Below are 25,126 nucleotides of genomic sequence, written 5' to 3'. Positions count from 1 at the left end.
GCGGCTCACCCTACGGCGGCGCTGAAGAGCCCCGCTCCGCCTTGACTGGGAGGCCACAGCCGCACCTGAGAGGATCGCCGCATGGTCTCCCCGATCGAGGACTACGCCGTCCTCTCCGACTGCCGCACGGCCGCTCTCGTCTCCCGCGACGGGGGGATCGACTGGCTGTGCCTGCCGCGCTTCGACTCCGCCTCCGTCTTCGGCGCCCTCCTCGGCGGCGACGACCAGGGGCGCTGGTCGCTCCGGCCGGTGGACGGGGAGGCGACGAGCGAGCGCCACTACCTCGGCGACACGCTCGCGCTGGTCACCCGGTGGACGACGCCCACCGGCGTCGTCGAGGTGGTCGATGTGATGCCGCTGCGCGACGAGCGCGCCGAGCTGGTGCGCCGGGTGCGCGGAGTGTCGGGGACCGTCCGGATGCGGCAGGAGCTGCGCATCCGCTTCGACTACGCCCGCACCATGCCGTGGGTGCGGCAGGAGGGGACGGACGAGGATCCGCTGCTCGTCGCCGTCGCCGGGCCCGACGCGGTCGTGGTGCGCGGAGTGCGGTTGAAGGCCGTCGACCACGCCCACGCGGCGGAGTTCGACGTCGACGCGGACGCGGTCGTCGACCTCTCGATGGCGTGGTTCCCCTCGCACCAGCGGGCGCCGAAGCGCCTCGACGTCGACCGCGCGCTGGAGCGCACGCTCTCCTGGTGGTCCGAGTGGGCGTCGGCGATCGACTACGACGGGCCGCACCGCGACGCCGTCGTCCGCTCGCTGCTGACCCTCCGCGCCCTGACCGACGACGAGACCGGCGGCATCGTCGCGGCGGCGACCACCTCGCTCCCGGAGCAGTTCGGCGGCGCCCGCAACTGGGACTACCGCTACGTCTGGCTCCGCGACGCCTCGCTCACCCTGCAGGCCCTGCTCGCGCACGGGTTCGAGCAGGAGGCGCAGAAGTGGCGGGCCTGGCTGCTCCGCGCGGTCGCGGGCGCGCCGGAGGACGTGCAGATCATGTACGGCCTCGCCGGCGAGCGCGACCTGCCCGAGCGGGAGATGCCGAGCCTGCCCGGCTACGACGGCGCCTCCCCCGTGCGGATCGGGAACGCCGCCGTCGACCAGTACCAGGCGGACGTGATCGGCGAGGTGATGGTCGCTCTGCACGAGGCCCGCGTGGCCGGAGTGGACGAGACGGAGTTCTCCTGGCCGCTCCAGCGCGCGCTCCTGGGCTTCGTCGAGACCAACTGGCAGCGGCCGGACAACGGCATCTGGGAGATCCGGGGCGAGCCGCGGCACTTCACGCACTCGCGGGTCATGATCTGGGCCGCGCTCGATCGGGGCGTCCGCGCCGTGCGCGAGAACGGCCTGCCCGGTCCGGTCGAGACCTGGGAGCGCCTCCGCGACGAGGTGCGCGCCGAGATCGAGGCCCAGGGCTTCGACGCCGAGCGCGGCCACTTCGTGCAGTCCTACGGCTCGCCCGAGGTCGACGCGTCGCTCCTCGTGCTGCCGATGGTCGGCTTCGTCCCCGCCGACGACCCGCGGATGCTGGGCACCGTCGCCGAGCTGGAGCGCGTGCTCCTGCAGGACGGCCTGCTGCACCGCTACCGGACCGAGTCCTCGGTCGACGGCCTCGCCGGCGGCGAGCACCCGTTCCTCGCCTGCTCCTTCTGGCTCGTCCGGCAGTACGCCGACTCCGGCCGGATCGACGACGCGCGGACCCTGATGGACCGGCTCGTCGGGCTCTGCAACGACGTGGGCCTCCTCTCGGAGGAGTACGACGTCGAGGGCCGTCGGCACGCGGGGAACACTCCCCAGGCCCTCTCCCACCTCGCCCTGGTACAGGCGGCCGACGCGATCGCGGCAGCCCGATGAGGCGCCGCCGCGTCGTTCTCGCGAGCATCGGCGGAGTCCTCGGAGTCGCGGTCCTCGGCTTCCTCACCTGGAGCTCGATCGTCAGCGGCCCCGACGAGGACGCCCTCGCCCGCGTGCGCGCCGATCCGGCGATCGCGGTCGAGCGCACGGACGACGCGCTCGTGATGACGCCGACCTCGACCGGCGAGCTGGCCGGCACGGGCCTGGTCTTCATCCCCGGAGCGAAGGTCGACGCCTCCTCCTACGAGGCGACCCTGGCTCCGTTGGTCGAGGCCGGGGCGACCGTCGTGATCACGCGGCCGATCCTGCACCTGGCCTTCTTCGATCTCCGCTCGCTCGAGACCTTCACCAGCCAGGCCGAGGGCGTCGACCGCTGGCTCGTCGGCGGCCACTCCCTCGGCGGCGTGAAGGCCTGCCAGTGGGCCGAGGACCCGGCGGTGGCGGGCCTGGTGCTGCTCGGCAGCTACTGCGCGAACGACCTCTCGGGCTCCGGGCTCCCCGTCCTCAGTGTCAGCGGATCGGAGGACGGGCTCAGCACGCCGGAGAAGGTCGCCGACGCGAGCGTCCGGCTGCCCTCCTCCGCCGACCTCGTCGAGATCGACGGCGCCAACCACGCCGACTTCGGCTGGTACGGGCCGCAGGCGGGCGACGGCGAGGCGACCATCAGCCACGAGGAGGCGGACGCCCGCATCGCCGAGGCCCTCCTGGGCTTCAGCCGCGAGGTCGGCTGAGTCGCCCGCTCCCGCTTGACCTCGAGCGCACTCGAAGTCGTAGGTTGACGCCATGTCCACCGCCACCGCCGCCCCGGCCGAGCCGGAGGTGCTGTCGATCTCGCAGGTCGCCGCCGTCACCGGTCTCACCGTGCACACCCTGCGCTACTACGAGCGCGCCGGGCTCATGCTCGACCCGGTCGAGCGCGCCTCGTCGCAGCACCGCCGCTACCGGCCGGCCGACGTCGGCTGGGTCGACTTCCTCACCAAGCTCCGCGCGACCGGGATGCCGATCGCGAGGATCCGCGAGTACGCCCGGCTCCTCCGGATCGGGCCCGCCACGGAGCCGGAGCGCCTCGCGCTGCTCCGGACGCACCGCGAGGAGGTCGAGGCGCAGCTCGCCCGGACACACGCCAGCCTCGCTGCGATCGACATCAAGATTGCGGCGTACCAGGAGAGGACCACCCACTGATGAAGACGATCACCCTCGGATCCGACGTCGCCGCTCTCGAGGTCTCGCGCCTCGGTCTCGGCGCGATGGGCATGTCGGCGTTCTACACCGGCGCCGGCACCGACGACGCGGAGTCGATCCGCACCGTGCACCGCGCCCTCGAGCTCGGCGTCACGTTCCTCGACACCGCCGAGATCTACGGCCCGTACACCAACGAGGAGCTGCTCGGCCGCGCGCTGGCAGGCCGCCGCGACGAGGTGGTGCTGGCGAGCAAGTTCGGCATGATCCGCCACCGCGGCGACGGGGGCCGCGGACTCGACGGCTCCCCGGAGAACCTGCGGCTCGCCGTCGAGGGCTCGCTCGCGCGCCTCGGCACCGACCGCATCGACCTCTACTACCAGCACCGCATGGACCCGGGCGTCCCGGTCGAGGAGACCGCCGGGGCCTTCGCGGAGCTGATCCAGGAGGGCAAGCTCCGCGGCTACGGCCTCTCGGAGGCGGCGCCAGCGACGATCCGGCGCGCTCACGCCGTGCACCCGGTCACCGCTGTGCAGTCCGAGTACTCGCTCTGGACCCGCGACCCCGAGGCGGAGGTGCTGCCGGTCCTCCGCGAGCTCGGCATCGGCTTCGTCCCGTACTCGCCGCTGGGCCGCGGCTTCCTCACGGGCAGCATCCGCTCGGTCGCCGAGCTGGGCAGCGACGACTTCCGCCGCGACAACCCCCGCTTCGCCGACGGAGCGCTGGAGGCGAACCTCCGCATCGTGGAGGCCGTCGACCGTGTGGCGGCAGAGGCGGACGCGACCGCCGCGCAGGTGGCGCTCGCCTGGCTGCTCGCCCAGGGCGAGGACATCGCTCCGATCCCGGGCACCAAGCGCGTCTCGCGCATCGAGGAGAACGCGGCCGCGGACGCCCTCGTGCTGACCGCGGAGCAGCTCGACGTCCTCGGCGCGCTCGAGGCCCCCGTCGGCGACCGCTACGCCGACATGAGCTCCGTGAACCGCTGACCGCTCTGCGGGACGCCGCTCGCCGCGCGCACCCCGGGCGCGGCCGTGCGAGCGGCGTCCTCGCAGGAGTCAGTCCCGCGGCGGCAGCTCCCGCTTCGGGGTGTCCCGCTTCGGGGTGTCCCGCAGGTCGATGAGACCTGTGAACATCGCCCCCCGCTCGTTTGAGCGCTCGTCGCCCGAGAACAGGTTGTCCGGGGCGGAGGACCCGTGCCGGCGCGGGGTCGCGGCGCGAGCGGGCTCCCGCTCCATCTCGACGCGCTGACGCGGCAGGGCGACGGGGTCGTTCTCGTGCAGCCACGAGACGAGCCGCTCGCGCACGTAGCAGCGCAGGTCGAAGAGCGTCGGCGCGTCCTTCGCGGTGACGAGCACCCGGATCCGGACGAAGCCGCCCGTCGCGTCGGTCACCTGCAGCACGCTGGTGCGCCGGTCCCAGAGGTCCGTCTCCTCGAGCATGCGGTGCAGCTCGTCGCGCATCTGCTCGGGGCTCACCCGCCAGTCCAGGTCGAGCTCGACGGCGCCGAGCAGCTCGGACCCGGTGCGGGTCCAGTTCTGGAACGGCTGGGTCGTGAAGTAGTTCGTGGGCAGCACCAGGCGGCGGTCGTCCCAGAGGTGGACGACGACATAGGTCAGCGTGATCTCCTCGATCCGCCCCCACTCGGTCTCGACGATCACCACGTCGTCCAGGCGGATGGCGTCACTGAAGGCGAGCTGCATCCCGGCGAAGATGTTCGTGAGGCTCGACTGCGCGGCCAGGCCCGCCACGATCGAGAGCACGCCGGCCGAGGCCAGGAGGCTCGCACCGGCCGTACGGGCCTCGGGGAAGGTCAGCAGCGAGGCGCCAATCGCGATGACCACGACGGCCGCCACGGCGACCCTCCGGATGATCGTCATCTGCGTGCGGAGGCGGCGTGCCCGGCGGTTGTCGGCCGTGTCGGTCCGGTAGCGCTCGGCGCCCAGGTCCTCGAGGAACACGAACAGGGATCCGATCACCCACGCCGCCGCGCCGATCGTGGCGATCTGGAACACCCGCTGCACGAGACCCGGCCAGGGGTCGCCCGACACGGTGGCGGCGAGCGCGGCCCAGACCGCGATGGTCATCAGCAGCACGCGGAACGGGATGCGCAGACGCCGGATCAGCAGGCGCGCCCAGGTCTTGCGCTTGCCGACCGAGCGCAGCACGAGGGCGACGACGGCGGTCGCGACCACGGCGATCACGACCGCGATCACCACGGCGAGCGCGATCGAGCCGATCACGGGGAGGACGTCTTCGGGCACATCGGTCCTTTCTGGAGGGGAAACGGAAGCGAACGGAGATCCTGCCACGCGAACGGGGGTCGGTCCGCATTCTGCGCCGGACACCGTGCGGATGCTCAGGCGCCTGTTGGCGTCGGCGGACGGAGACGTCGACCTCGCCTGGAGCACCGTCGCCCGGACCTTCACGCGGACGGGCATCACCCTGAGCCTGACCGCCGCCGCAGACGACCAGGCCCGGGCCTTCGACGCGCTCGACGTCGGGATCGGCTCCACGAGCGCCGGCTTCCGCGGAGTCCTGCCGCTGCTCGACCCGTCGACCGCCGCACCCTCCAGCGAGTGAGCACGGGCCGGCGCTCCCCCCGCGGGCGCTCCGAGGAGGTCGGGAACGGACTCGGACCGGGAACGACGAAGCCCCGCACCTCACGAGGAGGTGCGGGGCTGGTGGTGCACCCCCTCGGACTTGAACCGAGAACCCACTGATTAAGAGTCAGTTGCTCTGCCGATTGAGCTAGAGGTGCGTTCCGGCCGGCTGATCGTGCGTGCCGAACCGAGGGATCACATTACCAGCGTCTCCCCCCGTCTCGTCAAATCGAGCGCGACGGAACGCCCGCGGCAGCGATCGGAGGCTCCGCGGGACCCACCGGTATCGTGGTCGCGTGACCCCGCAGAGCAGTGACCAGAGCTTCGACGACGACCTCCGACTCGCCCTCCGCCTGGCGGACGCGGCCGATGCGATCTCGCGGGAGCGGTTCGGCGCGCTCGACCTCGTCGTGGACACGAAGCTCGACCGCACCCCGGTCACCGACGCCGACCGCGCCGTCGAGGAGGCGATCCGCGCGCTGCTCGCCGCCGAGCGTCCGGACGACGCGATCCTCGGTGAGGAGTTCGGCACCTCGGGCGAGGCCTCGCGGCAGTGGATCCTCGACCCGATCGACGGCACCGCCCACTTCCTCCGCGGCGTCCCGATCTGGGCGACCCTGATCGCGCTCGCGGTCGACGGCGTCCCCGTCGTCGGAGTCGTCTCCGCTCCCGCTCTCGGCACGCGCTGGTGGGCGGCCGAGGGCTCCGGCGCCTGGGCCGTCGAGCTGGAGGCCGGGGCCGAGCCGCGACCGCTGCGCGTCTCGGGGATCGACACGCTCGCCTCGGCGACCTTCAGCTACAACAGCATCCAGCAGTGGGAGGGCGCGGGCCGTCTCCCGCAGCTGCTCGAGCTCGCCGGCGCCGTCTGGCGCGACCGGGCGTACGGGGACGCGTGGCCCTACATGCTCGTCGCCGAGGGCCTCCTCGACGGTGCGGGCGAGTTCGACGTGAAGCCCTACGACCTGGCGGCCCTGGTGCCGATCGTGCAGGAGGCGGGCGGCCGCTTCACCTCCGCCGACGGGGAGGACGGGCCGTGGCACGGCAGCGCCGTCGCCACCAACGGCCTGCTGCACGACGAGGTGCTCGCGATCGTGGCGCCGCGATGAGGAGCCGGACGGCCGCGCTCGCCTCGGCGGCGCTCCTCCTGCTCCTCTCGGGCTGCTCCTCCGTCGTCGGGCCGGACGGCCCGGAGGCCGTGCGTGACGAGGGCGGCACGGTGGCGACCGCCGGCGTCACCGACGTGTTCTCGCTGCGGCGCGGCGACTGCCTGGCCGACCCGGGCGACGACCGCATCGCCGACGTGGACGTCGTCCCGTGCGCCGAGGAGCACGCACTGGAGGTCTTCCACACGTTCGCGCAGCCCGGAGACCGCTACTCCAGCCGCAACACGCTGCTCGCCCAGGCCGAGGCGGGCTGCGAGCCGGAGTTCGGCGCCGTGATGGGGATCGCCTACGGCGACTCCGCCCTCGAGTACCGCTCGCTCGTCCCCTCCGAGGTCGGCTGGCGCCATGGAGACCGCACGATCGTCTGCGCGGTCCTCGATCCGGCCGACGACTCCACCACCGGCAGCCTCTTCGGCTCCGCTCGCTGACCACGGCTCCGATCGACCCCCGTTCGGCTCATTGACACGCGCTCCGGCGGAGCGCAGGGTGAAGGGACGAACGGCAGGCGCGAGGGGGCGCGGAGACCGGCGGCTCAGGAGTCGACATGCAGGACCGGCACGACCAGGAACCCCCCGAGCGCTCGCGCACGGCCGAGCAGCACTGGGGACCGGCGGCAGCCTGTTCCCGAGGCTCCACCGGCAGAGCTCCCTGCTCGCCGCGGCGGAGGCGGTCGCGCAGGTCGACGGGCCCGGCCCGGGCGACGTCTGGTCGCGGCTCCTGCACGACTACGCCCACGCCTCCGACCGCGTCGTCTCGGTGGACGGCGACGACGAGGCCGCCACACTCGGCTGGCTGAAGCCGCGCGGTGTGGTCTCGCTGCTGGTCACCGAGCGGTGCGACGACGACGACGCCGCCGAGCACCTGGTGGCCGCGCTCGCCGCGATGAACGCCGTGACCCTCTCCGTGCACGAGGCGCGAGCAGCACGGCTCCGTCCTCTGCTGGACGTGCTGCACCGGCTCCTGCCCGACGCGTTCGCCGAGCTGCCGGTGGACCGCAGCGCCCACTACCCGGCCGGCACCGCCGTCGCCGTGCTGGCGCCGGGCGTGCTCTACCGGGACTGGGCCCCGCCGCAGGCTCTCGCCGGCCCGGCGCACGACGACGACGACCGGCTGGCGATGCTCACCCTCTACGGGCGGATCAGACAGCTCGACGTGCGACCGTCGTGAGGGCGGCGGAGCGGAGCTCCCAGTGTGCGACGACGACCGGTGGTGGAGATGGGGGGAATCGAACCCCCGTCCATCGCTGTGATTCTGCGCCTTCTACGGGTGTAGCCGATGAGAGCGTTCTGCTCGGCCCCGACCGTTACCATCGGCGCATCGGTCGACGGGCCCAGCCCGAGTGCAAGTCCCGCGTCGCCCTCAGGCGTAACGACGCAGCAAGTCCTCTAGATGACGCCAGGATCCGGGGCGAGGACGCACCCACGGGCTGACGGACTATCTACTCTGGCTTAGGCAGCGAGAGCGAAGTCGGTGCGCTTCTGTTCGGCACCTGTGTTTTCCAGGGATCGTTGACGAGATGACCCTGGATCCTCGACCCGCTTCTCGCAGTTTCGCAGGCAATGTCGAAACCGATCATCCCCGCGAGCACTCGACGGCCCGGAGGCCGCTGGAGTGGGTCGTTCGTCGCACACTGTGGAGTTACGGGTCCTAGTCTACCTCAGCTCCGCGGGCGGTCACCCGGCGGCGGCGCAGATCGAGCAGACCCAGCACGAGCGCGAGCGCGATCAGCCCGAGGGTGACGAAGTAACCGTTGCGGAAGGCGTCGTGGTACCGGTCCAGCCCCTCCGCCATCCCCTGCTCGCTCGCCAGGGTCGCGAAGAAGACGGCGGAGGCGCAGGCGGTGCCGACCGCGGTGCCCACGCGCTGGCCGAGCTGGCCCACGGAGCCCGCCACGCCGCCCTGCGCCGGCGGGATCTCGGCGAGGGTGAGCGTCTGGTTCGGCGACACGACGAAGCCGCCGCCGGCCCCGGCGACGAGCATCGCGGCACCCATGCCGTAGGCGGCGGTCTCGGCCGGGAGGAGCTCGGCGGCGAGCAGCACGAGCGTGAAGCCGATGACCACGAGCACGATGCCGAGCACCACCAGTGCGCGGCCGTAGCGCTGCACGAGCTTGCCGCCGTACCAGGCGGTCACCGCCGAGGTCAGCGCGAACGGGATGCTCACCATGCCGGCGAACACCGGCTCGAGGCCGAGCCCCTGCTGGAGGAAGAGCGTGGTGAGGAGGAAGGTCGCCGGGATCGCGGCGAAGTAGGAGGTCGCGACCAGGATGCCGTTGCGATAGGAGCTGGTCCGGAAGATGCGGAAGTCGATGACGGGCGTCCGCCCCGACGCGGCGTAGTGCGCCTCCCAGCGCACGAAGACGGCGGCGGCGGCCGCGGCGAGCACCAGCCAGAACCAGCGGTAGGGCGAGTCCGAGGAGGAGCCCGTGGTCAGCAGGAACGGCAGCATGAACGCGAAGATCGCGACCGCCAGCAGGAGCAGGCCGACCGGGTCGAGGGACCGGTCCCCCTCGGGCCGCGAGCGCTTCTTCGGGATGAGCTTCCAGGCGAAGACCAGCGCGGCGACGCCCAGCGGGATGTTCATCCAGAACAGCAGGCGCCAGCCGTCCTGCTCGCCTCCGATCGCGATCAGGAGGCCGCCGAGGGTCGGGCCGAAGGCGGTCGACAGGCCGATGGTCGCGCCGAAGACCCCGAAGGCCCGGGCCCGCTCGGCGCCGGTGAACATCTGCTGCACCAGCCCGAGGACCTGGGGCATCTGGATGCCCGCGGCGACGCCCTGCAGGAAGCGCGCGACGACGAGCAGCTCGATCGACGGCGCGAGCGCGCAGAGCAGGCTCGTCACCGTGAACGCGGTCAGCCCGATGAGGAACAGCAGGCGGCGCGAGCGGATGTCGCCCAGCCGACCGGCCGGCACGAGCGCCAGTCCGAAGGCGAGCGCGTAGCCCGCGACGATCAGCTGCAGCTGGCTCGCGTCCGCTCCGAGCGAGCGCTCGATCGACGGCAGGCCGACGTTGACCTTCGAGAGGTCGAGGATCGTGATGGCCGCGACTCCGACGCTCACCGCGAAGGCGCGCCACCGCGTCTTCTCGTCGGCGGCGCTCAGGGCGGCGGGGGCGCTGTTCTCGGGGGAGGTCACGCGCCCCAGTCTCCCAAAGCACGGGGCGCGAAGAAGAGGCTTGCGCGGCACCCGTCGGACAGTGCCCGCCGGGGCCTACTCGCCGAGGCGGCGGCGGGTCGACATCGCACGGTCCGCCTCGCGGCGGTCCTGGCGCTCGCGGAGGACCTGGCGCTTGTCGTAGTCCTTCTTGCCCTTGGCCACGGCCAGCTCGACCTTGGCCTTGCCGTCGCTGAAGTACAACGAGAGCGGGATCAGCGTGTACCCGCCCTCCTTCACCTTGTTGTGGATCTTGAGGATCTGCGCCTTGTGCAGCAGCAGCTTGCGCTTGCGGCGCGGCGGGTGGTTCGTCCAGGTGCCCTGGGCCCACTCGTTGATGTGGACGGCGTCGAGCCACGCCTCTCCCCCGTCGACGAACGCGTAGCCGTCGACCAGCGAGGCGCGGCCGGCCCGGAGGGACTTCACCTCGGTGCCGGTGAGCACGAGGCCCGCCTCGTAGGTGTCCTCGATGAGGTAGTCGTGGCGCGCCTTGCGGTTGGTCGCGACGACCTTCTGTCCCTGTTCTCTGGGCACGGCTGCTCCTCGGGTCGCGAGCGGATGAAGGGGGCGGGCATCGTCGGGGCGATGCACCGGTGGGCCGCCCCGAACGGGACAACCCACCAGTATACGTCCGGTCCGGGATCAGACCCGCAGGTACCGCGCGATCGCGACGTTCGCCGAGACGGCGGCCAGGACGATGCCGACCACGATCAGGATCGGCACGACGATCAGAGCGTCGTCGAGTCCCACGAAGGAGGTCAGCGGGATCCGGTACGCCAGGAACCCCTGCACGAAGACCTGCACGATGGCGACCACCGCGACTCCCGCAAGGATCGAGCCGACCAGCGCGGCGAAGACCCCCTCGAGGATGAACGGGGTCTGGATGAACCGGTTCGAGGCCCCCACGAGCCGCATGATGCCCAGCTCCCGTCTCCGCGAGAACGCCGAGAGGCGGATCGTGGTGGCGATGAGCAGCACGGCCGCGACGAGCATCAGGACGGCGATGCCGATCGCTGTGTAGCTCGCCGCGTTGAGGATCGAGAAGATCTGGTCGAGGTACTGCCGCTGGTCGGTGACGCTCTCGACTCCCGAGACGCTCGACAGGCTCTCCACGATGACGTCCGACTGGGTCGGGTCCTTCAGATTGATCCAGAAGGTCTGGTTGAGCAGGTCGGGAGTGACGTACTCGGCGACCGGGTTGCCCGCGAACTGCTCCTGGAAGTTCGCGTAGGCCTGGTCGTGGTCCTCGAAGTAGGAGCGGTCGATGTACGGCGCGAGCGTGGCGCCCTCGAGCTGGCCCTGCACCGCGTCGATCTGCTCGGCGGTGGCGTCGGAGCCGCTGCAGTTCGAGCCGCCGGAGGTGGCGGTGCACATGTACACCGCGACCTGCGCCTTGTCGTACCAGAAGTTCTTCATCTGGCCGATCTGCATCTGGAGCAGGATCGCCGTGCCGACGAAGGTGAGGGAGATGAAGGTCACCAGGATCACCGAGACGACCATGGAGACGTTGCGCCGGAGGCCGCTGGCGACCTCCGACCAGATCAGTGCGAATCTCACTTGACGGGTCCTACGTTCTGCTGGTCGTCGCCGGTCTCGTCGCCCTCGCCCGCGTGGGCGCGGAGGCCGAGGCGCGCGGCGAGCGACTCCTCGGGCAGGGCGCCGGTGTCGGCGGGGAGGAAGATCGGACCGGTCTGGCTCTGCAGCTCGACGACGCGCGGGGCGGCGGCGGGCTCGGCGGCCGGCTCCGGCTCGCGCTCCGGCTCGACGGCGGCGGAGCGGCGGCCCTCGGGGACGCGGGGCTGGGCGGCGGTCTGCGAGAGGCGGGCCGGCTCGGGCGGCGGGGCCGGGGCCTCCTGGCGCAGGTCGATCTCGGGGACCTCGGCGGGCGCGAGCTCGCTGTCGATGATCGCCGGGGGCGCGGGCTGCTCGGCGACCGCGTGGTCGTCGGCCGCCACGACCACGACGCCGTCGTGGACGACGGTGATGCTCTCGGTCTGGCCGTAGCCGCCCTGGCTCTCGTCGCGGACGATGCTGCCGGCCGAGAGCTCGATGACGCGGCGCTTCATCTGGTCGACGATGCCGGCCTCGTGGGTCGCCATGATCACGGTCGTGCCGCCCGCGTTGATCCGCTCGAGCAGCGCCATGATGCCGGCGCTCGTGGTCGGGTCGAGGTTGCCCGTGGGCTCGTCGGCCAGCAGGACGGCCGGCTTGTTGACGACGGCGCGGGCGATCGCGACGCGCTGCTGCTCGCCGCCGGAGAGCTCGTGGGGCAGGCGCGACGCCTTGCCCGCGAGGCCCACCATCTTGAGCGTGTCCGGGACGGCCTCCTGGATGTAGCCCTTCGACTTGCCGATCACCTGGAGGCTGAACGCGACGTTGTCGAAGACCGACTTGTTCGGCAGCAGCCGGAAGTCCTGGAACACGACGCCCATGTTGCGGCGGAAGTACGGGACCTTGCGGCTCGAGATCTTGCCGAGGTTCTGCCCGAGCACGTGGATCGACCCGGAGGAGGGGCGCTCCTCCTTGAGGATCAGGCGGAGGCAGCTCGACTTGCCGGAGCCGGAGGCGCCGACGAGGAAGACGAACTCGCCCCGGAGGATCTCGAGATCGATGGCGTTGAGGGCGGGTCTCGTGCCGCCCCGATACTGCTTGGAGACGTTGTCGAAGCGAATCATGTCGGTACGAGGGTAAGCGACGATCCCGAAGAGTCCGCCGAGGGGGCGCGCGGCGCGTCGGTGGGGACGCGCCCGCGCCGCGCTAGGAGGACTTCCGCCAGCGGATCCCGGCGGCGATGAAGCCGTCCAGGTCGCCGTCGAACACGTGCGAGGGGTTGCCGACCTCGTGGTCGGTGCGCAGGTCCTTCACCATCTGGTACGGAGCGAGGACGTAGCTGCGCATCTGGTCGCCCCAGCTCGCGGTGATGGTGCCGGCGAGCTCCTTCTTGGTGGCCGCCTCCTGCTCCTTCTGCAGCAGCAGGAGCCGCGACTGGAGCACGCGCATCGCCGCGGCGCGGTTCTGGATCTGGCTCTTCTCGTTCTGCATCGACACGACGGTGCCGGTGGGCAGGTGGGTGAGGCGCACCGCGGAGTCGGTGGTGTTCACCGACTGGCCGCCGGGGCCGGAGGAGCGGAAGACGTCCACGCGGATGTCGTTGTCCGGGATCTCGATCGCCCCGGCCTCCTCCATCAGCGGGATGACCTCGACCGCGGCGAAGGAGGTCTGGCGCTTGCCCGCGGCGCCGAAGGGGCTCATCCGCACGAGGCGGTGGGTGCCGGCCTCGACCGAGAGCGTGCCGAAGGCGTAGGGGGCGTCGATCTGGAAGGTGGCCGACTTGATGCCCGCCTCCTCCGCGTAGCTGGCGTCCATGACGGTCGCCGCGTACTTGTGCTTCTCGGCCCAGCGGAGGTACATGCGCATGAGCATCTCGGCGAAGTCGGAGGCGTCGACGCCGCCCGCTCCCGCGCGGATGGTGACCACGGCGGGGCGGTCGTCGTACTCGCCGTCGAGCAGGGTCTGCACCTCGAGCTCGCCCATGACCTTCTGGAGGGAGGAGAGCTCGGCGATCGCCTCCTGCTCGGACTCGGCGTCCTCGGCCTCGTTCGCCATCTCGACGAGCACCTCGAGGTCGTCCAGGCGCCGGTCGATCGCGGTGATCCGCGCGAGCTCGGACTGGCGGTGGCTGAGGGCGCTGGTCACCTTCTGCGCGTTGGCCGTGTCGTCCCACAGGTCGGGGGCGCCGGCCTGCTCGCTGAGCTCGGCGATCTTCGAGCGGAGACCGTCCACGTCGATGACGGCGCGGATGTCGGCGAAGGTGGAGCGGAGAGCAGTGATCTGCTCGGTGAAGTCGTTGTCCAGCATGGTGCGTCCAGACTACCGGGGGCCGGGGGGCCGCCCTCCGGCCCGGGCGTACCCTGGGGACGGTGACCAGCACCGCTCCGCGCCCCTTCCCCGTCGGGCCGCTGCTGCTGTCGACCTTCCTCCCCACCCTCCTCTTCTCCATCGGCGAGGGGGCGATCATCCCCCTCCTGCCGGCCGCGGCCGGCGACCTCGGCGCGACGCTGGCCCTGGCGGGCCTCGTGGCGGGGATGATCATGATCGGCGAGCTGGCGGGCGACATCCCCAGCGGCTGGATCGTCTCGCGGATCGGCGAGCGCGGCGCGATGCTCGGAGCCTCCGCCGCGTCGATCCTCGGGCTCGTGGTGTGCCTGCTCTCGACGTCATGGGTCGGGCTGACGATCGGCGTCTTCGTGATCGGCCTCGCGACCGCGGTCTTCGCGCTGGCGCGGCACGCGTTCATGACGTCGTTCGTCCCGATCACGCACCGCGCCCGCGCGCTCAGCGCCCTCGCCGGGGCGTTCCGCGCCGGCTGGCTGATCGGCCCGTTCCTGGCGGCCGGGGTGGTGCACCTCACCGGCTCCGTCGAGTCCGTCTTCTGGGTGCACATCGTCTGCTGCGTGGCGGCGGTCGTGGTCCTGCTGCTCGTGCCCGACCCCGCGACGGTGCTGCGGCGGGCGCAGGCCGCGGCCGACCGCGCCGCTCCGGAGGACGTGGTCGCCGCGGAGGCGTCGGCGACCGTCCCGGAGTCGCCGCAGTCGCTGCTCGGGACGCTGCGCGAGCACCGCGGGGTCCTCGCTCGGATGGGGACCGGCGCCGCCGTGATCGGGGCGCTGCGGGCGAGCCGGACGCTGATCCTCCCCCTCTGGGCGGTGAGCATCGGGCTCGCCGAGACCGACACCGCGATCATCATCGGCATCGCCGGCGCGCTCGACTTCGCCCTCTTCTACGCCGGCGGCCAGCTGATGGACCGCTTCGGCCGGGGCGCCACCGCGATCCCCTCGATGATCGGCCTCGGGCTCGGCCACCTCGCCCTCGCCGCCTCGGTGCTCGCCCTCGATCCGGTGCCCTGGTTCGTCGCCGTGGCCTGCGTGCTCGCGGCCGCGAACGGCATCGGCTCCGGGATCCTGATGACCATCGGCGCCGATCTAGCGCCCCCCGCCGATCCGGCCCCGTTCCTCGGCGCGTTCCGCTTCACCGGCGACGCGGGCAACGCCGCCGCCCCGATCGTCGTGTCGGCGCTCACCGCCCTGGTCTCCCTCCCCTTCGCCGCCGTCGTGATGGGGGTGCTCGGTCTGGGCGGAGCGGGGGCGCTCGCCCGCTGGATCCCGCGGTACCTCCCCCGGGCGGCCTCCCGCGGCTGAGGCGCGGGGCCCTCCTCCTACACTGGAGCCCGCACGCGGGAGTGGTGGAATGGCAGACACGCAGGATTTAGGTTCCTGTGCCGAGAGGCGTGAGGGTTCGAGTCCCTCCTTCCGCACGGGATCGGCCGGTACGCTGAGCGCGCTCGCGTGACCGCCGACCGGCCACCGGCCCCCGTCGACTGGAGATCCGTTGAATCACGCCGCCCTCGTCCCCTGGCTCGATCCGGAGACGATCCTGACCTCGTTCGGCCCCTGGGGTGTGCTCGTGGTCTGCCTCATCGTGTTCGCCGAGACCGGACTGCTGATCGGCTTCCTCTTCCCGGGCGACACGCTGCTGATCATCACGGGCCTGCTGGCGCACGAGAACGCGTCGAACGGCGGCCTCGGCGTCCCGATCTGGGTCATCTGCCTGGCCGTCGGGTTCTCGGCCTTCGTCGGCGGCGAGGTCGGCTACCTGATCGGGCACAAGGCCGGCCCGCGCATCTTCGAGCGCAAGGAGTCCGGCTTCTTCAGCATCGAGAACGTGAAGCGAACCAACGCGTTCTTCGAGCGCTTCGGCGGCCTCGCCGTGATCCTCGCGCGCTTCGTGCCGATCGTCCGCACCTTCGCGCCGATCGCGGCCGGCGTGGCCCACATGAACTACCGCAAGTACAGCCTCTACAACCTCATCGGCGCCCTGATCTGGGGCAGCGGGGTCACCCTGATCGGGTGGCTGCTCGCCTTCATCCCGCCGGTCGCCGACTTCGTCTCGCACTACATCGACGTGATCCTGATCGGCGCGGTCGTGCTCGCGCTGGTGCCGACGCTGTTCCACTTCTTCCAGCAGCAGCGCAAGGCGAAGCTCGCCGCCGACCCCGAGACCGACTCGACCGAGTCGGCCGCCTACGTGCTCGACGCCGACACGCTGGACGACAAGCACCCGAAGTCCTGACCTCCGCCTCCGCGAGACGCCACTCCGGCACGCGGCACGCCGACAGGCGTGCACCGGAGTGACATCCCGCGGTGGGAACCCGCCGGGGTCAGAGCCGGGCGGACAGGGCGGCGAGCTCGGCGCGCAGCGCGGTGAAGGCGCGGGCGCGGTGGCTCCGGGCGTTCTTCTGCTCGGGAGCGAGCTCGGCCGCCGTGAGCGCCCCGGCCTCGGGGACGAACACCGGGTCGTAGCCGTGGCCGTTCGCACCGCGAGGAGCCGTCGCGATCGCGCCGTCCCAGCGGCCCTCGACCACCGTCTCCTGTCCGCCCGGGAGCACGGAGTCCGGCACCACGAGGGCGATGGTGCAGCTGAAGTGCGCACCGCGGTGCTCCGCCTTCACGTCGTGCAGCTGCGCCAGGAGGAGCTCGAGGTTGGCTGTCGCGTCGTGCGCGCGTCCCGACCAACGGGCCGAGAAGATGCCCGGCGCGCCGCCGAGGACGTCGACGCAGATCCCGGAGTCGTCCGCGAGCGCCACGAGGCCGGTGTGCGCCGCCGCCGCGCGCGCTTTGATCAGCGCGTTCTCGGCGAAGCTCACGCCGTCCTCGACGGGCTCGGGTCCGTCGTAGGCGCGGACGCCGACTCCGGGGAGCGCGCCGGCCAGCATGGCGCGGAACTCCTCCACCTTGCCCGCGTTGTGCGTGGCGAGGACGAGGTCCAGGCTCACGCTCCGGGCTCCGCGGCGAGCGCTTCGGCCTGGATGCGGGCGAGGTCGGCGGCACCGGCGACCGCGAGGTCGAGCAGGGCGTCGAGCTCGCGGCGGTCGAACGGGGCCCCCTCGGCGGTGCCCTGCACCTCGACGAACAGGCCGCGTCCGGTGACGACGACGTTCATGTCGGTCTCGGCGCGCACGTCCTCGACGTAGGCCAGGTCGAGCATCGGCACGCCGTCGATGATGCCGACGGACACGGCCGAGAGGCTGTCGATCAGCGGCTGCGCCTTCTGCCCCACGTACTTCTTGCCGCGCGCCCACTCGATCGCGTCGGCCATCGCCACGTAGGCGCCGGTGATCGCCGCGGTGCGGGTGCCGCCGTCGGCCTGGAGGACGTCGCAGTCGATGACGAGGGTGTTCTCGCCGAGCGCCTTCGTGTCGACCACCGCGCGCAGGCTCCGGCCGATCAGCCGGGAGATCTCGTGCGTGCGCCCGCCGACCTTCCCCTTGACCGACTCGCGGTCCATGCGGGAGTTGGTGGAGCGGGGCAGCATCGCGTACTCGGCGGTGACCCAGCCCTTGCCCTTGCCCTGCAGCCAGCGCGGCACGCCGTTCGTGAAGGAGGCGGTGCAGAGCACCCTGGTGTTCCCGAACGAGACGAGCGCGGAGCCCTCGGCCTGGGTGCTCCAGCCGCGCTCGATCGTCACGGTGCGCAGCTCGTCGGGCGCCCGCCCGTCCTTGCGCGCGGCCTTCGATGCGGTGCTGTCGGTCACTCGGGTCTCCCTCGATCGTGCGGGAGCGCGGCCCGGTCGAGCTCGCGCAGGTTGATGGTGCCGGTCTCGACGAGGTCGACGCTCGAGACCTCCGGGCCGAGGAAGCGGCGGGCGAGGCGGACGAAGTCGCTCGAGCCCGTCTCCTCCCACCGGTAGGTCGGAGGAGCGGCGGAGGTGCGCTGCAGGCCGTGCGCCACGAGGGTCCGGTAGACGTCGAGCGCGGTCTCCTCGGCGCTCGAGACGAGGCGGACGTCCGGCCCCATCACGTAGGCGATGGCACCGCGCAGCAGCGGGTAGTGCGTGCAGCCGAGGACGAGCGTGTCGACCCCCGCGGCCTTGAGCGGCGCGAGGTACTCCTCCGCCACCGCGAGCAGCTCGTCGCTCCAGGTGACGCCCGCCTCGACGAACTCGACGAAGCGCGGGCAGGCGGCGGTGAACAGCTGCAGGTCGGGCGCGGCGACGAAGGCGTCGTCGTAGGCGCGGGAGCGGATCGTCCCGACCGTGCCGATCACCCCGACGCGGCGGTTGCGGGTGTCGCGGACAGCGCTGCGGACGGCGGGCTGGATGACCTCGATCACCGGGATGCCGCGGCCGAGCGTGTAGCGCTCGCGGGCGTCGCGCATCATCGCGGCCGAGGCGGTGTTGCAGGCGATGACGAGCAGCTTGGCGCCCTGGTCGACCAGCGTGTCGAGGGTGTCGAGGGCGTAGGCGCGGACGTCGGCGAGCGGCTTGGGACCGTAGGGCGAGTGCGCGGTGTCGCCGAGGTAGACGATCGACTCGTTCTGCAGCTGGTCGATCACGGAGCGGGCGACGGTGAGCCCGCCGACTCCGGAGTCGAAGATGCCCAGCGGTGCGTCCGTCACGGAGGAACAGCCTACCCGCGCCCTGCGGCCCGGTCCCGGCCGCACGCCGTTCCCGGGCCCGGCGGCGTGCGCAAGCCCCGGCACCCGCGCCTGGGCGCGCTGGGGCGGCCGTGGAACACTGAGCGGATGGACTCCACGGCCTTCCTCACCGACCGGTACGAGCTCACGATGGTCGAGGGCGCCCTCGGCAGCGGCACCGCCGACCGCCGCTGCATGTTCGAGGTGTTCGCCCGGAGCCTCCCGCCGGGACGCCGCTACGGCGTGCTCGCGGGCACCGGCCGGCTCCTCGAGCTGATCTCGCGGTTCCGCTTCGGCGACGACGAGCTGTCCTGGCTCCGCGACAACCGCGTGGTCGACTCCCGCACGCTGGACTGGCTCGCCGACTACCGCTTCCGGGGCGACGTCTGGGGCTACCGCGAGGGCGAGGTCTACCTCCCGGGCTCCCCCGTGCTCATCGTCGAGGCGCCCTTCGCCGACGGCGTGCTGCTGGAGACCCTGGTGCTCAGCGTCCTCAACCACGACAGCGCCGTGGCGAGCGCCGCCGCGCGGATGGTCTCGGCCGCCGACGGGCGACCGCTCGCCGAGATGGGCTCGCGCCGCGCCGGTGAGCGGTCCGCCGTCGCGGCCGCTCGCGCCGCCTACATCGCCGGATTCGGCGCCTCCTCGAACCTGGAGGCGGGCCGCAGCTTCGGCGTGCCCACGATGGGCACCTCCGCGCACTCCTTCACGCTCCTCCACGACTCGGAGGAGGAGGCCTTCCGCGCGCAGGTCGCCGCGCTCGGCCCCGGCACGACCCTCCTGGTGGACACCTACGACGTGACGGCCGCCGTCGACCTGGCGGTCCGCGTCGCCGGCACCGGCCTCGGCGCCGTGCGCATCGACTCCGGCGACCTCCCCCAGCAGGTGGCCGCCGTCCGGCAGCAGCTGGACGCGCTCGGCGCGACCGGCACGCGCATCACCGTCACCAACGACCTCGACGAGTACGGGATCGCCGCGCTCGCGGCCTCACCGGTCGACTCCTACGGCGTCGGCACCTCGGTGGCGACGGGCTCGGGCCACCCGACCGCGGGCATGGTCTACAAGCTGGTCGCGCACGAGGACGACGCGGGCGAATGGGTCGCGGTGGCGAAGAAGTCGGTCTCGAAGGCGTCGATCGGCGGGCGGAAGGCCGCCGGCCGTCTGCTCTCCGACGACGGGGTCGCCGAGGCCGAGGTCGTGCACGTGGGCGCCGGCCCCGAGGGCGCCGTCGGCGAGGACGAGCGGGCGCTGCTCGTCCCCCTGATCGAGGACGGGACGATCCGTCCCGAGCACCTCGGCATCGAGGGAGTGGCGGCAGCCCGCGCGCACCACGCGAACGCGGTCCTCGAGCTGCCGATCGACGCGCTCCGGCTCGGCCGCGGCGAGCCCGTCATCCCGACCCGCTACGAGTGAGCGGGGCGGGAGCTCACTTCATCTTCGCGTAGATCTCCTTGCAGGCCGGGCACACCGGGAACTTCTCCGGGTCGCGGCCCGGGAGCCACTTCTTGCCGCAGAGCGCGCGGACCGGCTTGCCGGTGATGGCGCTCTCGAGGATCTTGTCCTTCGGCACGTAGTGGGAGAAGCGCTCGTGGTCGCCCGGCTCGATGGACTCCTGGTTGAGGAGCTCCTCGAGCTCGCGGTCGAGCGTGGCGGTTCCTCCGCCTCCCTCGAGGGGGTCGGTGCTGCTGTTCTGGACGCGCGGAATCATGCCGACGATCCTACGCGCGGAGCCCGGGCCCGCGGCCGTGCGCTCCGGATCGGGCGGCGCTAGTAGCGGCTGGTGAACGCGACCAGCTCGGTCGCGCGGCGCTCGAACAGCCGGCCGCCGAGGAGCACGCCGAGGGCGAAGACGACCACGGCGCTGCCGAAGCCGACGAGCACGGCGTCACCCGCCGCCTCCGGGTCGACGAACAGGGCCCGGACGCCGAGCACCACGGCCGGAGCCGAGAGGAGCAGCCCCAGGCCGAACGCGAGGGACTGCGGACCGGCGCCACTGGCTCCGGGGGCCTGGGGCTGCGTGAACGCGCTGTCGCCCGGGCGCGGAGCCGGATAGGCGAGCCGTGCCGAGACGGCGCTGGCGACGCCGGCGGGGACGAGCAGGAGGCAGGTGTTCACCGCGAGCACGACGGGCAGCGCATCGGGGAGCCCCGAGGTCGCGCTGCTGATCAGCGAGCCGAGCACGACGACCGGCACGCCGAGCAGGAGGGTCGGGAAGGCGCGGCCGAGCCGGTCCGACCAGCCGCGGACGCCCGCGGCCACGTGGAGCCAGAACGCCGATCCGTCGTAGGCGACGTCGTTGTGCAGGAACCAGCCGAGGAACAGCGCGATCAGCGGGACCGGGAGCAGCGAGAGCAGCGGGAAGGGGACGCCGACGACCGCGAGCAGCAGCAGGGCTGCGACCGGCAGCACCGGCACGGCGACGAGCGACGCCTGGTAGCGCGGATCCCGGAGCCAGTAGGTGATGCTGCGCGCCGCGATCGCGCCGGTCCGGGTCGAGCCGAGGACGTCGAACCAGCCCAGCCGGAGGCCGCGCGGCGGCCGGTGCGTGCGCTCGGGGCGCTCCGTCAGCAGGCGGACGACGAGCCACCAGAGCGCGCCCGCCGCGACGAGCGTCGCCAGGGCCAGCAGGAGCGGGCCGAGCGCGTCGCCGGTCCGGGCGGCCGGGGCGATCATCCACGCCGCGCCGAACGGAGTGGCCCCCATCGCCGCGCCCCAGCGCTCGAGCACCGGGGTGTCCCCCGTGTCGACCAGCGCGGCGGCGCCGAGGGCTGCGGGACCGCCCAGCATCAGCACCAGGCCGAGGACGGCCAGCAGCTCGCGGGCGGTCCGGGAGGGGACGAGGGCGGCGGAGGCGGCGAGGCCGATCCGCGCGAACAGCGAGGCCGTCGCCACCGCGAGGAGCGGGCCGACCACGGCGAAGGCGCCTGCGCCCGGGACGAGCGGCGCGCACGCGAGCCCGACCACCAGCAGGGCGAGCGTGGGGACCGAGACGAGGCCGGCCAGGGCGAGCGCCCCGGCGAGGCGGAGCGGCGGAAGGCCGAAGAGGCGGAACGCGCGCGGATCCATCGGGTCGAGCGGGCCGAGCAGGAAGGGCAGCACCAGGAAGCCGACGGAGACGAGTCCGCCGGCGGTCACGAGAGCGCCCGCCGCCGCGTCCGAGGAGCGCAGAGCGCCGATCGCCCCGATCAGCAGGGCCGTCACCGCGACGACCACGAGCACGCCCAGGACGGCGCCGGCCGAGCGCGCGGGCCCGGAGCGGAACGCGCCCAGGAGGACGTCGATCCTCAGCCGGAGAAGTCGTGCAGCCACTGCAGCCCCTCGGCGATCTGCTTGCCGCCCGCGAGCTCGAGGAAGCGCTCCTCCAGCGTCGCGGTGCCGGCGACCTCCGCGACCGTCCCGGAGGCGAGCACGCGCCCGCCGACGATCACGGCCACGTCGTCGCAGACGCGCTCGATGAAGTCGAGCCCGTGGCTGGAGAGGACGACGGTGCCCCCGCCCTCGACGAAGCGGCGCAGCACGGTGATCACGGCGGCCGAGGAGACCGGGTCCACCGACTCGAACGGCTCGTCGAGGACCAGCACGCGCGGGGCGTGGATCATCGCCGCCGCGAGGGCGACCTTCTTCGCCATCCCCGCGGAGTAGTCCGAGATCAGGCGCTCCAGCGCGTCGGAGAGGCCGAGCGCCTCGGCCAGCTCGACCGTGCGCTGCTTCGCCGTGGCGAGGTCGATGCCGCGCAGCGCGGCGGAGTAGGCGAGGAACTGGGCGCCGGTGAGCCGGTCGAACAGCCGGAGGCGGTCGGGCAGGACCCCGATCAGCGGCTTCGCGGCCGACGGGTCCTTCCAGACGTCGACGCCGTGCACGAGGACGCGGCCGGTGTCGGGTCGAAGAAGGCCCGTCATCATCGAGAGCGTGGTGGTCTTGCCCGCGCCGTTCGGGCCGATGATCCCGTAGAAGGTCCCCGCGCGGACGGCCAGGTCGATGCGGTCGACCGCCACCGTCCTCCCGAAGGTCCGGGTCAGCTGGTGCAGCTCGAAGACGACGGGCGAGGCGCCGTCCGGATCCGCGGCACCCTCAGCGGGCTCGGCGTTCGTCACGGACGTCATCCGGCTACGGTACCAACTCGCCCGCGGGCCCCCGGCGCCCGCGCCGACACCCGGCGACACGGCGAGAGGTCAACCACCCTGGCCCCGGGGGGCGTGAACTGTACACTAGGTCTCTACCCGAGGAGTCGACCAGATCGAGACGCAGCGGTTAATTCGAGGAGAACACACGATGATGCACACAGGTTCGACGAGCAGCAGCCCTGCCACCGTCGTCATCCTCGCCGCAGGGATGGGCAGCCGGCTCGGCCGCTCCCTCCCCAAGCCGCTCACGCCGCTCAGCGACGGGCGCACGATCATGCAGCAGCAGTTCGACAACATCCACCACGCCTTCGGCACGAAGGTCCCGGTGAGCATCGTCGTCGGCTACAAGCTCGAGCACATCATCGAGGCCTTCCCCTCGGCGACGTTCGTCTACAACGAGCAGTACGACCAGACCAACACCTCCAAGAGCCTCCTCCGCGCGCTGCAGGCGAGCGGGCAGGGCGGCGTGCTGTGGATGAACGGCGACGTCGTCTTCGACCCGCGCATCCTCGACCGGGCGGCCGCGCTGATCGCGAAGGACGTCTCCTTCGTCACCGTCAACACCTCGAAGGTGTCGGACGAGGAGGTCAAGTACACGACGAGCGCCGAGGGCTTCATCCAGGAGCTCTCCAAGACGGTGCGCGGCGGCCTCGGCGAGGCGGTCGGGATCAACTACGTGTCCGCCTCCGACAAGGCCGCGTTGGTGCGCCAGCTCGCCCGGGTCGACGCCCAGGACTACTTCGAGCGTGGCATAGAGTTGGCGATCGAGCAGGACCGCCTGCTCGTCGAGCCGATGGACATCTCCGACCTCTACGCCGTCGAGGTGGACTTCGCCGAGGACCTCGAGCGCGCGAACCTCTTCGTCTGACGCTCCCGGCTCCTCCCCCGGCTCGAGCGGAGCCGACGGGAGGAGTCGCGCAGTGAGCACGGCCGACACCCTCGCGACCGAGACGGCGCTGCGCCACCGGCGCTCCCGGGCCTGGCGCTACCGCCACTCCCTCTGGCTGCTCACCAGGCGCGACCTCACCGTCCGGTACGCCACGAGCGCGCTCGGCTACGTCTGGTCGGTGCTCGACCCGCTCGTCATGTCGGGCATCTACTTCTTCGTCTTCACCGTCGTCTTCCAGCGGACCGTCGGCGAGGACCCGTACATCGTCTTCCTGCTCGCGGGCCTGCTGCCGTGGATGTGGTTCAACCAGGCGACGTCCGACGCGACCCGCGCGTTCCTCCGCGAGGCGAAGCTGGTGCGGTCGACGTCGATCCCGCGGACCATCTGGGTCGGGCGGATCGTGCTCTCGAAGGGCATCGAGTTCGTGGCGAGCCTGCCGGTGCTGGTGCTCTTCGCCGTGATCGCCGGCGCGCACCTGACCTGGGCGGCGCTGCTGTTCCCCGTGGCGATCCTGCTGCAGGCGGTGCTCACGCTCGGCGTGGGTCTGCTGGTGGCCCCGCTCGTGGTGTTCTTCCGCGATCTGGAGCGGGCCGTGAAGCTCGTGCTCCGGTTCCTCTTCTACGCGTCGCCGATCATCTACTCCACGGCCAACCTGCCGGAGCAGATCCGGCCGCTCGCGGCGCTCAACCCGCTCAGCGGGATCTTCGCCCTCTACCGCTCCGCGTTCTTCGAGAGCGAGCTCGACGTCCCGCTCATCCTCGCCTCCGCGGGCATCTCGGTGCTCGTGCTGGCGCTGGGCCTCGTCGTCTTCCGCCGCTCCGAGCGCGCGGTGCTGAAGGAGCTGTGATGGCCGACGCCCCGGTGGTCATCGAGTGCCGCGGCCTCGGGATCCGCTTCCGCCGCAACCGGCGGGGCCGCCGCTCCTTCAAGGACCTCTTCGCCGGCCGCTCCCGCCGCTCGCGGCCCGGCGAGTTCTGGGCGCTGCGCGGGCTCGACGTGCAGGTGCGGGCGGGCGAGGCGATCGGTGTCGTCGGCCGGAACGGTCAGGGCAAGTCGACGCTGCTCAAGCTCGTCGCCGGCGTGGTGCTGCCGGACGAGGGCGCGGTGGAGGTGCGCGGGGGCGTCGCTCCGCTCATCGAGATCACCGGCGGCTTCGTGGCCGACCTGAGCGTCCGCGAGAACGTCTACCTGACCGCGGGTCTCCACGGGATGTCCAAGCGCGAGGTCGACGCGCGCTTCGACTCGATCATCGAGTTCGCCGAGATCGGCGACTTCCTCGACACCCCCTACAAGCACCTCTCGAGCGGGATGAAGGTGCGCATCGCCTTCTCCGTCGTGTCGCGGCTCGAGGAGCCGATCATCCTGGTGGACGAGGTGCTCGCGGTCGGCGACAGGGCGTTCCGCGAGAAGTGCTACGCGCGGATCGAGGAGCTGCTCGCCTCCGGCCGCACCCTCTTCTTCGTCTCGCACAATGAGCGCGACCTCCGCCGCTTCTGCACGCGCGGCCTCTACCTGGACAAGGGCCGCCTGGTGCTGGACGCGCCGATCGAGGAGGTGCTCGCGCGTTACGCTGAGGACTACGCGCCGACACCGCGGAGCAGCACGGCGCCGGCCGAGGGCCCGCCCGTCCAGGGCACCGTCTCCGACGACTGACCCCTCCCGCACGCGGCGCCCGAGGACGCAGGAGTGCACG

26 protein-coding genes, 2 tRNA genes and 1 other RNA gene are annotated in these 25,126 nt (G+C 72.2%); 15 read left to right on the top strand and 14 right to left on the bottom strand.

Going from position 1 to position 25,126, the window contains the following annotated elements:
* Nucleotides 1–81: 81 nt before the first annotated feature.
* The 4 genes from C5C57_RS06180 to C5C57_RS06165 are packed head-to-tail and all read left to right on the top strand — an operon-like array spanning nucleotide 82 to nucleotide 4,019.
* On the top strand, nucleotides 82–1,854 hold the full coding sequence (locus tag C5C57_RS06180; RefSeq protein WP_104223549.1) for a glycoside hydrolase family 15 protein: 1,773 nt from the start codon (nucleotides 82–84) through the stop codon (nucleotides 1,852–1,854).
* Nucleotides 1,851–2,585, top strand: a complete 735-nt coding sequence (locus C5C57_RS06175) for an alpha/beta hydrolase (RefSeq protein WP_104223550.1) — start codon at nucleotides 1,851–1,853, stop codon at nucleotides 2,583–2,585. Before C5C57_RS06180 ends, C5C57_RS06175 begins: the two co-directional genes overlap by 4 nt.
* A 52-nt stretch (nucleotides 2,586–2,637) precedes the next feature.
* The gene (locus C5C57_RS06170) at nucleotides 2,638–3,036 is read left to right on the top strand and encodes a MerR family transcriptional regulator (protein WP_104223551.1); all 399 of its coding nucleotides are present in this window, start codon (nucleotides 2,638–2,640) and stop codon (nucleotides 3,034–3,036) included.
* Entirely contained in the window at nucleotides 3,036–4,019 is a 984-nt protein-coding gene (locus C5C57_RS06165) for an aldo/keto reductase (protein WP_104226238.1), read from the top strand. Before C5C57_RS06170 ends, C5C57_RS06165 begins: the two co-directional genes overlap by 1 nt.
* A gap of 69 nt (nucleotides 4,020–4,088) precedes the next feature.
* Here C5C57_RS06165 and C5C57_RS06160 read toward each other — a convergent pair whose 3' ends face one another.
* Nucleotides 4,089–5,294, bottom strand: coding sequence for a mechanosensitive ion channel family protein (locus tag C5C57_RS06160; protein ID WP_258063236.1), 1,206 nt, complete (start codon nucleotides 5,292–5,294; stop codon nucleotides 4,089–4,091).
* A gap of 91 nt (nucleotides 5,295–5,385) precedes the next feature.
* Between C5C57_RS06160 and C5C57_RS18040 the strand changes: the two genes are divergently transcribed.
* Nucleotides 5,386–5,613: a hypothetical protein gene (locus C5C57_RS18040; protein WP_181027177.1), complete on the top strand. Its 228-nt coding sequence runs from the start codon at nucleotides 5,386–5,388 to the stop codon at nucleotides 5,611–5,613.
* A gap of 102 nt (nucleotides 5,614–5,715) precedes the next feature.
* On the opposite strand, the gene C5C57_RS06150 is transcribed toward C5C57_RS18040, so the two are convergent.
* Nucleotides 5,716–5,791: transfer RNA gene (locus C5C57_RS06150), tRNA-Lys, on the bottom strand.
* A gap of 138 nt (nucleotides 5,792–5,929) precedes the next feature.
* Here C5C57_RS06150 and C5C57_RS06145 point away from each other — a divergent pair.
* Genes C5C57_RS06145 through C5C57_RS17725 form a run of 3 tightly spaced genes read left to right on the top strand, consistent with a single transcriptional unit; the run spans nucleotide 5,930 to nucleotide 7,963 of the window.
* Complete coding sequence (locus C5C57_RS06145) at nucleotides 5,930–6,739, top strand: inositol monophosphatase family protein (protein ID WP_104223554.1); 810 nt, start codon at nucleotides 5,930–5,932, stop codon at nucleotides 6,737–6,739.
* Entirely contained in the window at nucleotides 6,736–7,224 is a 489-nt protein-coding gene (locus C5C57_RS06140; protein WP_104223555.1) for a septum formation family protein, read from the top strand. The genes C5C57_RS06145 and C5C57_RS06140 overlap by 4 nt, the downstream gene beginning before the upstream one ends.
* Nucleotides 7,225–7,282: 58 nt before the next feature.
* A complete protein-coding gene (locus C5C57_RS17725) occupies nucleotides 7,283–7,963 on the top strand; it encodes a hypothetical protein (protein ID WP_146082384.1) in 681 nt (226 codons plus the stop codon).
* 40 nt (nucleotides 7,964–8,003) lie between these two features.
* Here the strand turns inward: C5C57_RS17725 and ssrA are convergent.
* From ssrA to prfB, 6 genes are all read right to left on the bottom strand, one after another.
* Nucleotides 8,004–8,376: a transfer-messenger RNA gene (gene ssrA / locus C5C57_RS06130) on the bottom strand.
* A gap of 67 nt (nucleotides 8,377–8,443) precedes the next feature.
* Nucleotides 8,444–9,931 (bottom strand): MFS transporter, encoded by a 1,488-nt coding sequence (locus C5C57_RS06125; protein WP_104223557.1) that lies wholly within the window; start codon nucleotides 9,929–9,931, stop codon nucleotides 8,444–8,446.
* Nucleotides 9,932–10,006: 75 nt separating this feature from the next.
* Entirely contained in the window at nucleotides 10,007–10,483 is a 477-nt protein-coding gene (smpB, locus tag C5C57_RS06120) for an SsrA-binding protein SmpB (RefSeq protein WP_104223558.1), read from the bottom strand.
* A 108-nt stretch (nucleotides 10,484–10,591) separates the two neighbouring features.
* Nucleotides 10,592–11,506: a permease-like cell division protein FtsX gene (ftsX, locus tag C5C57_RS06115; RefSeq protein WP_104223559.1), complete on the bottom strand. Its 915-nt coding sequence runs from the start codon at nucleotides 11,504–11,506 to the stop codon at nucleotides 10,592–10,594.
* The gene (gene ftsE / locus C5C57_RS06110) at nucleotides 11,503–12,624 is read right to left on the bottom strand and encodes a cell division ATP-binding protein FtsE (protein WP_104233202.1); all 1,122 of its coding nucleotides are present in this window, start codon (nucleotides 12,622–12,624) and stop codon (nucleotides 11,503–11,505) included. Before ftsE ends, ftsX begins: the two co-directional genes overlap by 4 nt.
* 82 nt (nucleotides 12,625–12,706) lie before the next feature.
* On the bottom strand, nucleotides 12,707–13,807 hold the full coding sequence (prfB, locus tag C5C57_RS06105) for a peptide chain release factor 2 (protein WP_104226967.1): 1,101 nt from the start codon (nucleotides 13,805–13,807) through the stop codon (nucleotides 12,707–12,709).
* 62 nt (nucleotides 13,808–13,869) lie between these two features.
* Between prfB and C5C57_RS06100 the strand changes: the two genes are divergently transcribed.
* The 3 genes from C5C57_RS06100 to C5C57_RS06090 all read left to right on the top strand — a co-directional run bounded on the left by C5C57_RS06100 (nucleotide 13,870) and on the right by C5C57_RS06090 (nucleotide 16,078).
* The gene (locus tag C5C57_RS06100) at nucleotides 13,870–15,147 is read left to right on the top strand and encodes an MFS transporter (protein ID WP_244230655.1); all 1,278 of its coding nucleotides are present in this window, start codon (nucleotides 13,870–13,872) and stop codon (nucleotides 15,145–15,147) included.
* Between the two features lie 35 nt (nucleotides 15,148–15,182).
* A tRNA-Leu gene (locus C5C57_RS06095) sits at nucleotides 15,183–15,263 on the top strand.
* Between the two features lie 74 nt (nucleotides 15,264–15,337).
* Nucleotides 15,338–16,078 (top strand): DedA family protein, encoded by a 741-nt coding sequence (locus C5C57_RS06090; protein WP_104223563.1) that lies wholly within the window; start codon nucleotides 15,338–15,340, stop codon nucleotides 16,076–16,078.
* 88 nt (nucleotides 16,079–16,166) lie between these two features.
* Here the strand turns inward: C5C57_RS06090 and rdgB are convergent, their stop codons facing one another.
* Genes rdgB through murI form a run of 3 tightly spaced genes read right to left on the bottom strand, consistent with a single transcriptional unit; the run spans nucleotide 16,167 to nucleotide 18,402 of the window.
* Complete coding sequence (rdgB, locus tag C5C57_RS06085) at nucleotides 16,167–16,781, bottom strand: RdgB/HAM1 family non-canonical purine NTP pyrophosphatase (protein WP_104223564.1); 615 nt, start codon at nucleotides 16,779–16,781, stop codon at nucleotides 16,167–16,169.
* Nucleotides 16,778–17,539, bottom strand: a complete 762-nt coding sequence (rph, locus tag C5C57_RS06080; RefSeq protein ID WP_104223565.1) for a ribonuclease PH — start codon at nucleotides 17,537–17,539, stop codon at nucleotides 16,778–16,780. Before rph ends, rdgB begins: the two co-directional genes overlap by 4 nt.
* The gene (murI, locus tag C5C57_RS06075) at nucleotides 17,536–18,402 is read right to left on the bottom strand and encodes a glutamate racemase (RefSeq protein ID WP_104223566.1); all 867 of its coding nucleotides are present in this window, start codon (nucleotides 18,400–18,402) and stop codon (nucleotides 17,536–17,538) included. The genes rph and murI overlap by 4 nt, the downstream gene beginning before the upstream one ends.
* 126 nt (nucleotides 18,403–18,528) lie before the next feature.
* Here murI and C5C57_RS06070 point away from each other — a divergent pair, with 126 nt between their 5' ends.
* Entirely contained in the window at nucleotides 18,529–19,833 is a 1,305-nt protein-coding gene (locus tag C5C57_RS06070; protein WP_104247837.1) for a nicotinate phosphoribosyltransferase, read from the top strand.
* 13 nt (nucleotides 19,834–19,846) lie between these two features.
* Here C5C57_RS06070 and C5C57_RS06065 read toward each other — a convergent pair whose 3' ends face one another.
* Genes C5C57_RS06065 through C5C57_RS06055 form a run of 3 tightly spaced genes read right to left on the bottom strand, consistent with a single transcriptional unit; the run spans nucleotide 19,847 to nucleotide 22,523 of the window.
* Nucleotides 19,847–20,128 carry a DUF3039 domain-containing protein gene (locus tag C5C57_RS06065; protein WP_104223568.1) on the bottom strand — a complete coding sequence of 94 codons (282 nt, stop codon included), beginning with the start codon at nucleotides 20,126–20,128 and terminating at the stop codon, nucleotides 19,847–19,849.
* A 59-nt stretch (nucleotides 20,129–20,187) separates the two neighbouring features.
* Nucleotides 20,188–21,729 (bottom strand): ABC transporter permease, encoded by a 1,542-nt coding sequence (locus C5C57_RS06060; RefSeq protein ID WP_104247836.1) that lies wholly within the window; start codon nucleotides 21,727–21,729, stop codon nucleotides 20,188–20,190.
* Nucleotides 21,705–22,523: an ABC transporter ATP-binding protein gene (locus C5C57_RS06055; RefSeq protein WP_104223570.1), complete on the bottom strand. Its 819-nt coding sequence runs from the start codon at nucleotides 22,521–22,523 to the stop codon at nucleotides 21,705–21,707. Before C5C57_RS06055 ends, C5C57_RS06060 begins: the two co-directional genes overlap by 25 nt.
* 172 nt (nucleotides 22,524–22,695) lie before the next feature.
* Here C5C57_RS06055 and C5C57_RS06050 point away from each other — a divergent pair, with 172 nt between their 5' ends.
* The 3 genes from C5C57_RS06050 to C5C57_RS06040 are packed head-to-tail and all read left to right on the top strand — an operon-like array spanning nucleotide 22,696 to nucleotide 25,086.
* Entirely contained in the window at nucleotides 22,696–23,412 is a 717-nt protein-coding gene (locus C5C57_RS06050; protein ID WP_104226983.1) for an NTP transferase domain-containing protein, read from the top strand.
* 52 nt (nucleotides 23,413–23,464) lie between these two features.
* Nucleotides 23,465–24,280, top strand: a complete 816-nt coding sequence (locus tag C5C57_RS06045) for an ABC transporter permease (protein ID WP_374953048.1) — start codon at nucleotides 23,465–23,467, stop codon at nucleotides 24,278–24,280.
* On the top strand, nucleotides 24,280–25,086 hold the full coding sequence (locus C5C57_RS06040) for an ABC transporter ATP-binding protein (RefSeq protein ID WP_104223571.1): 807 nt from the start codon (nucleotides 24,280–24,282) through the stop codon (nucleotides 25,084–25,086). The genes C5C57_RS06045 and C5C57_RS06040 overlap by 1 nt, the downstream gene beginning before the upstream one ends.
* Nucleotides 25,087–25,126 lie beyond the last annotated feature (40 nt).

The sequence above is a fragment of the Rathayibacter sp. AY1C5 genome, assembly GCF_002931705.1.
Lineage (GTDB): Bacteria > Actinomycetota > Actinomycetes > Actinomycetales > Microbacteriaceae > Rathayibacter.
The sequence above is the reverse complement of the archived record's forward strand: the minus strand, read 5'-3'. Positions and strand labels throughout refer to the sequence as shown.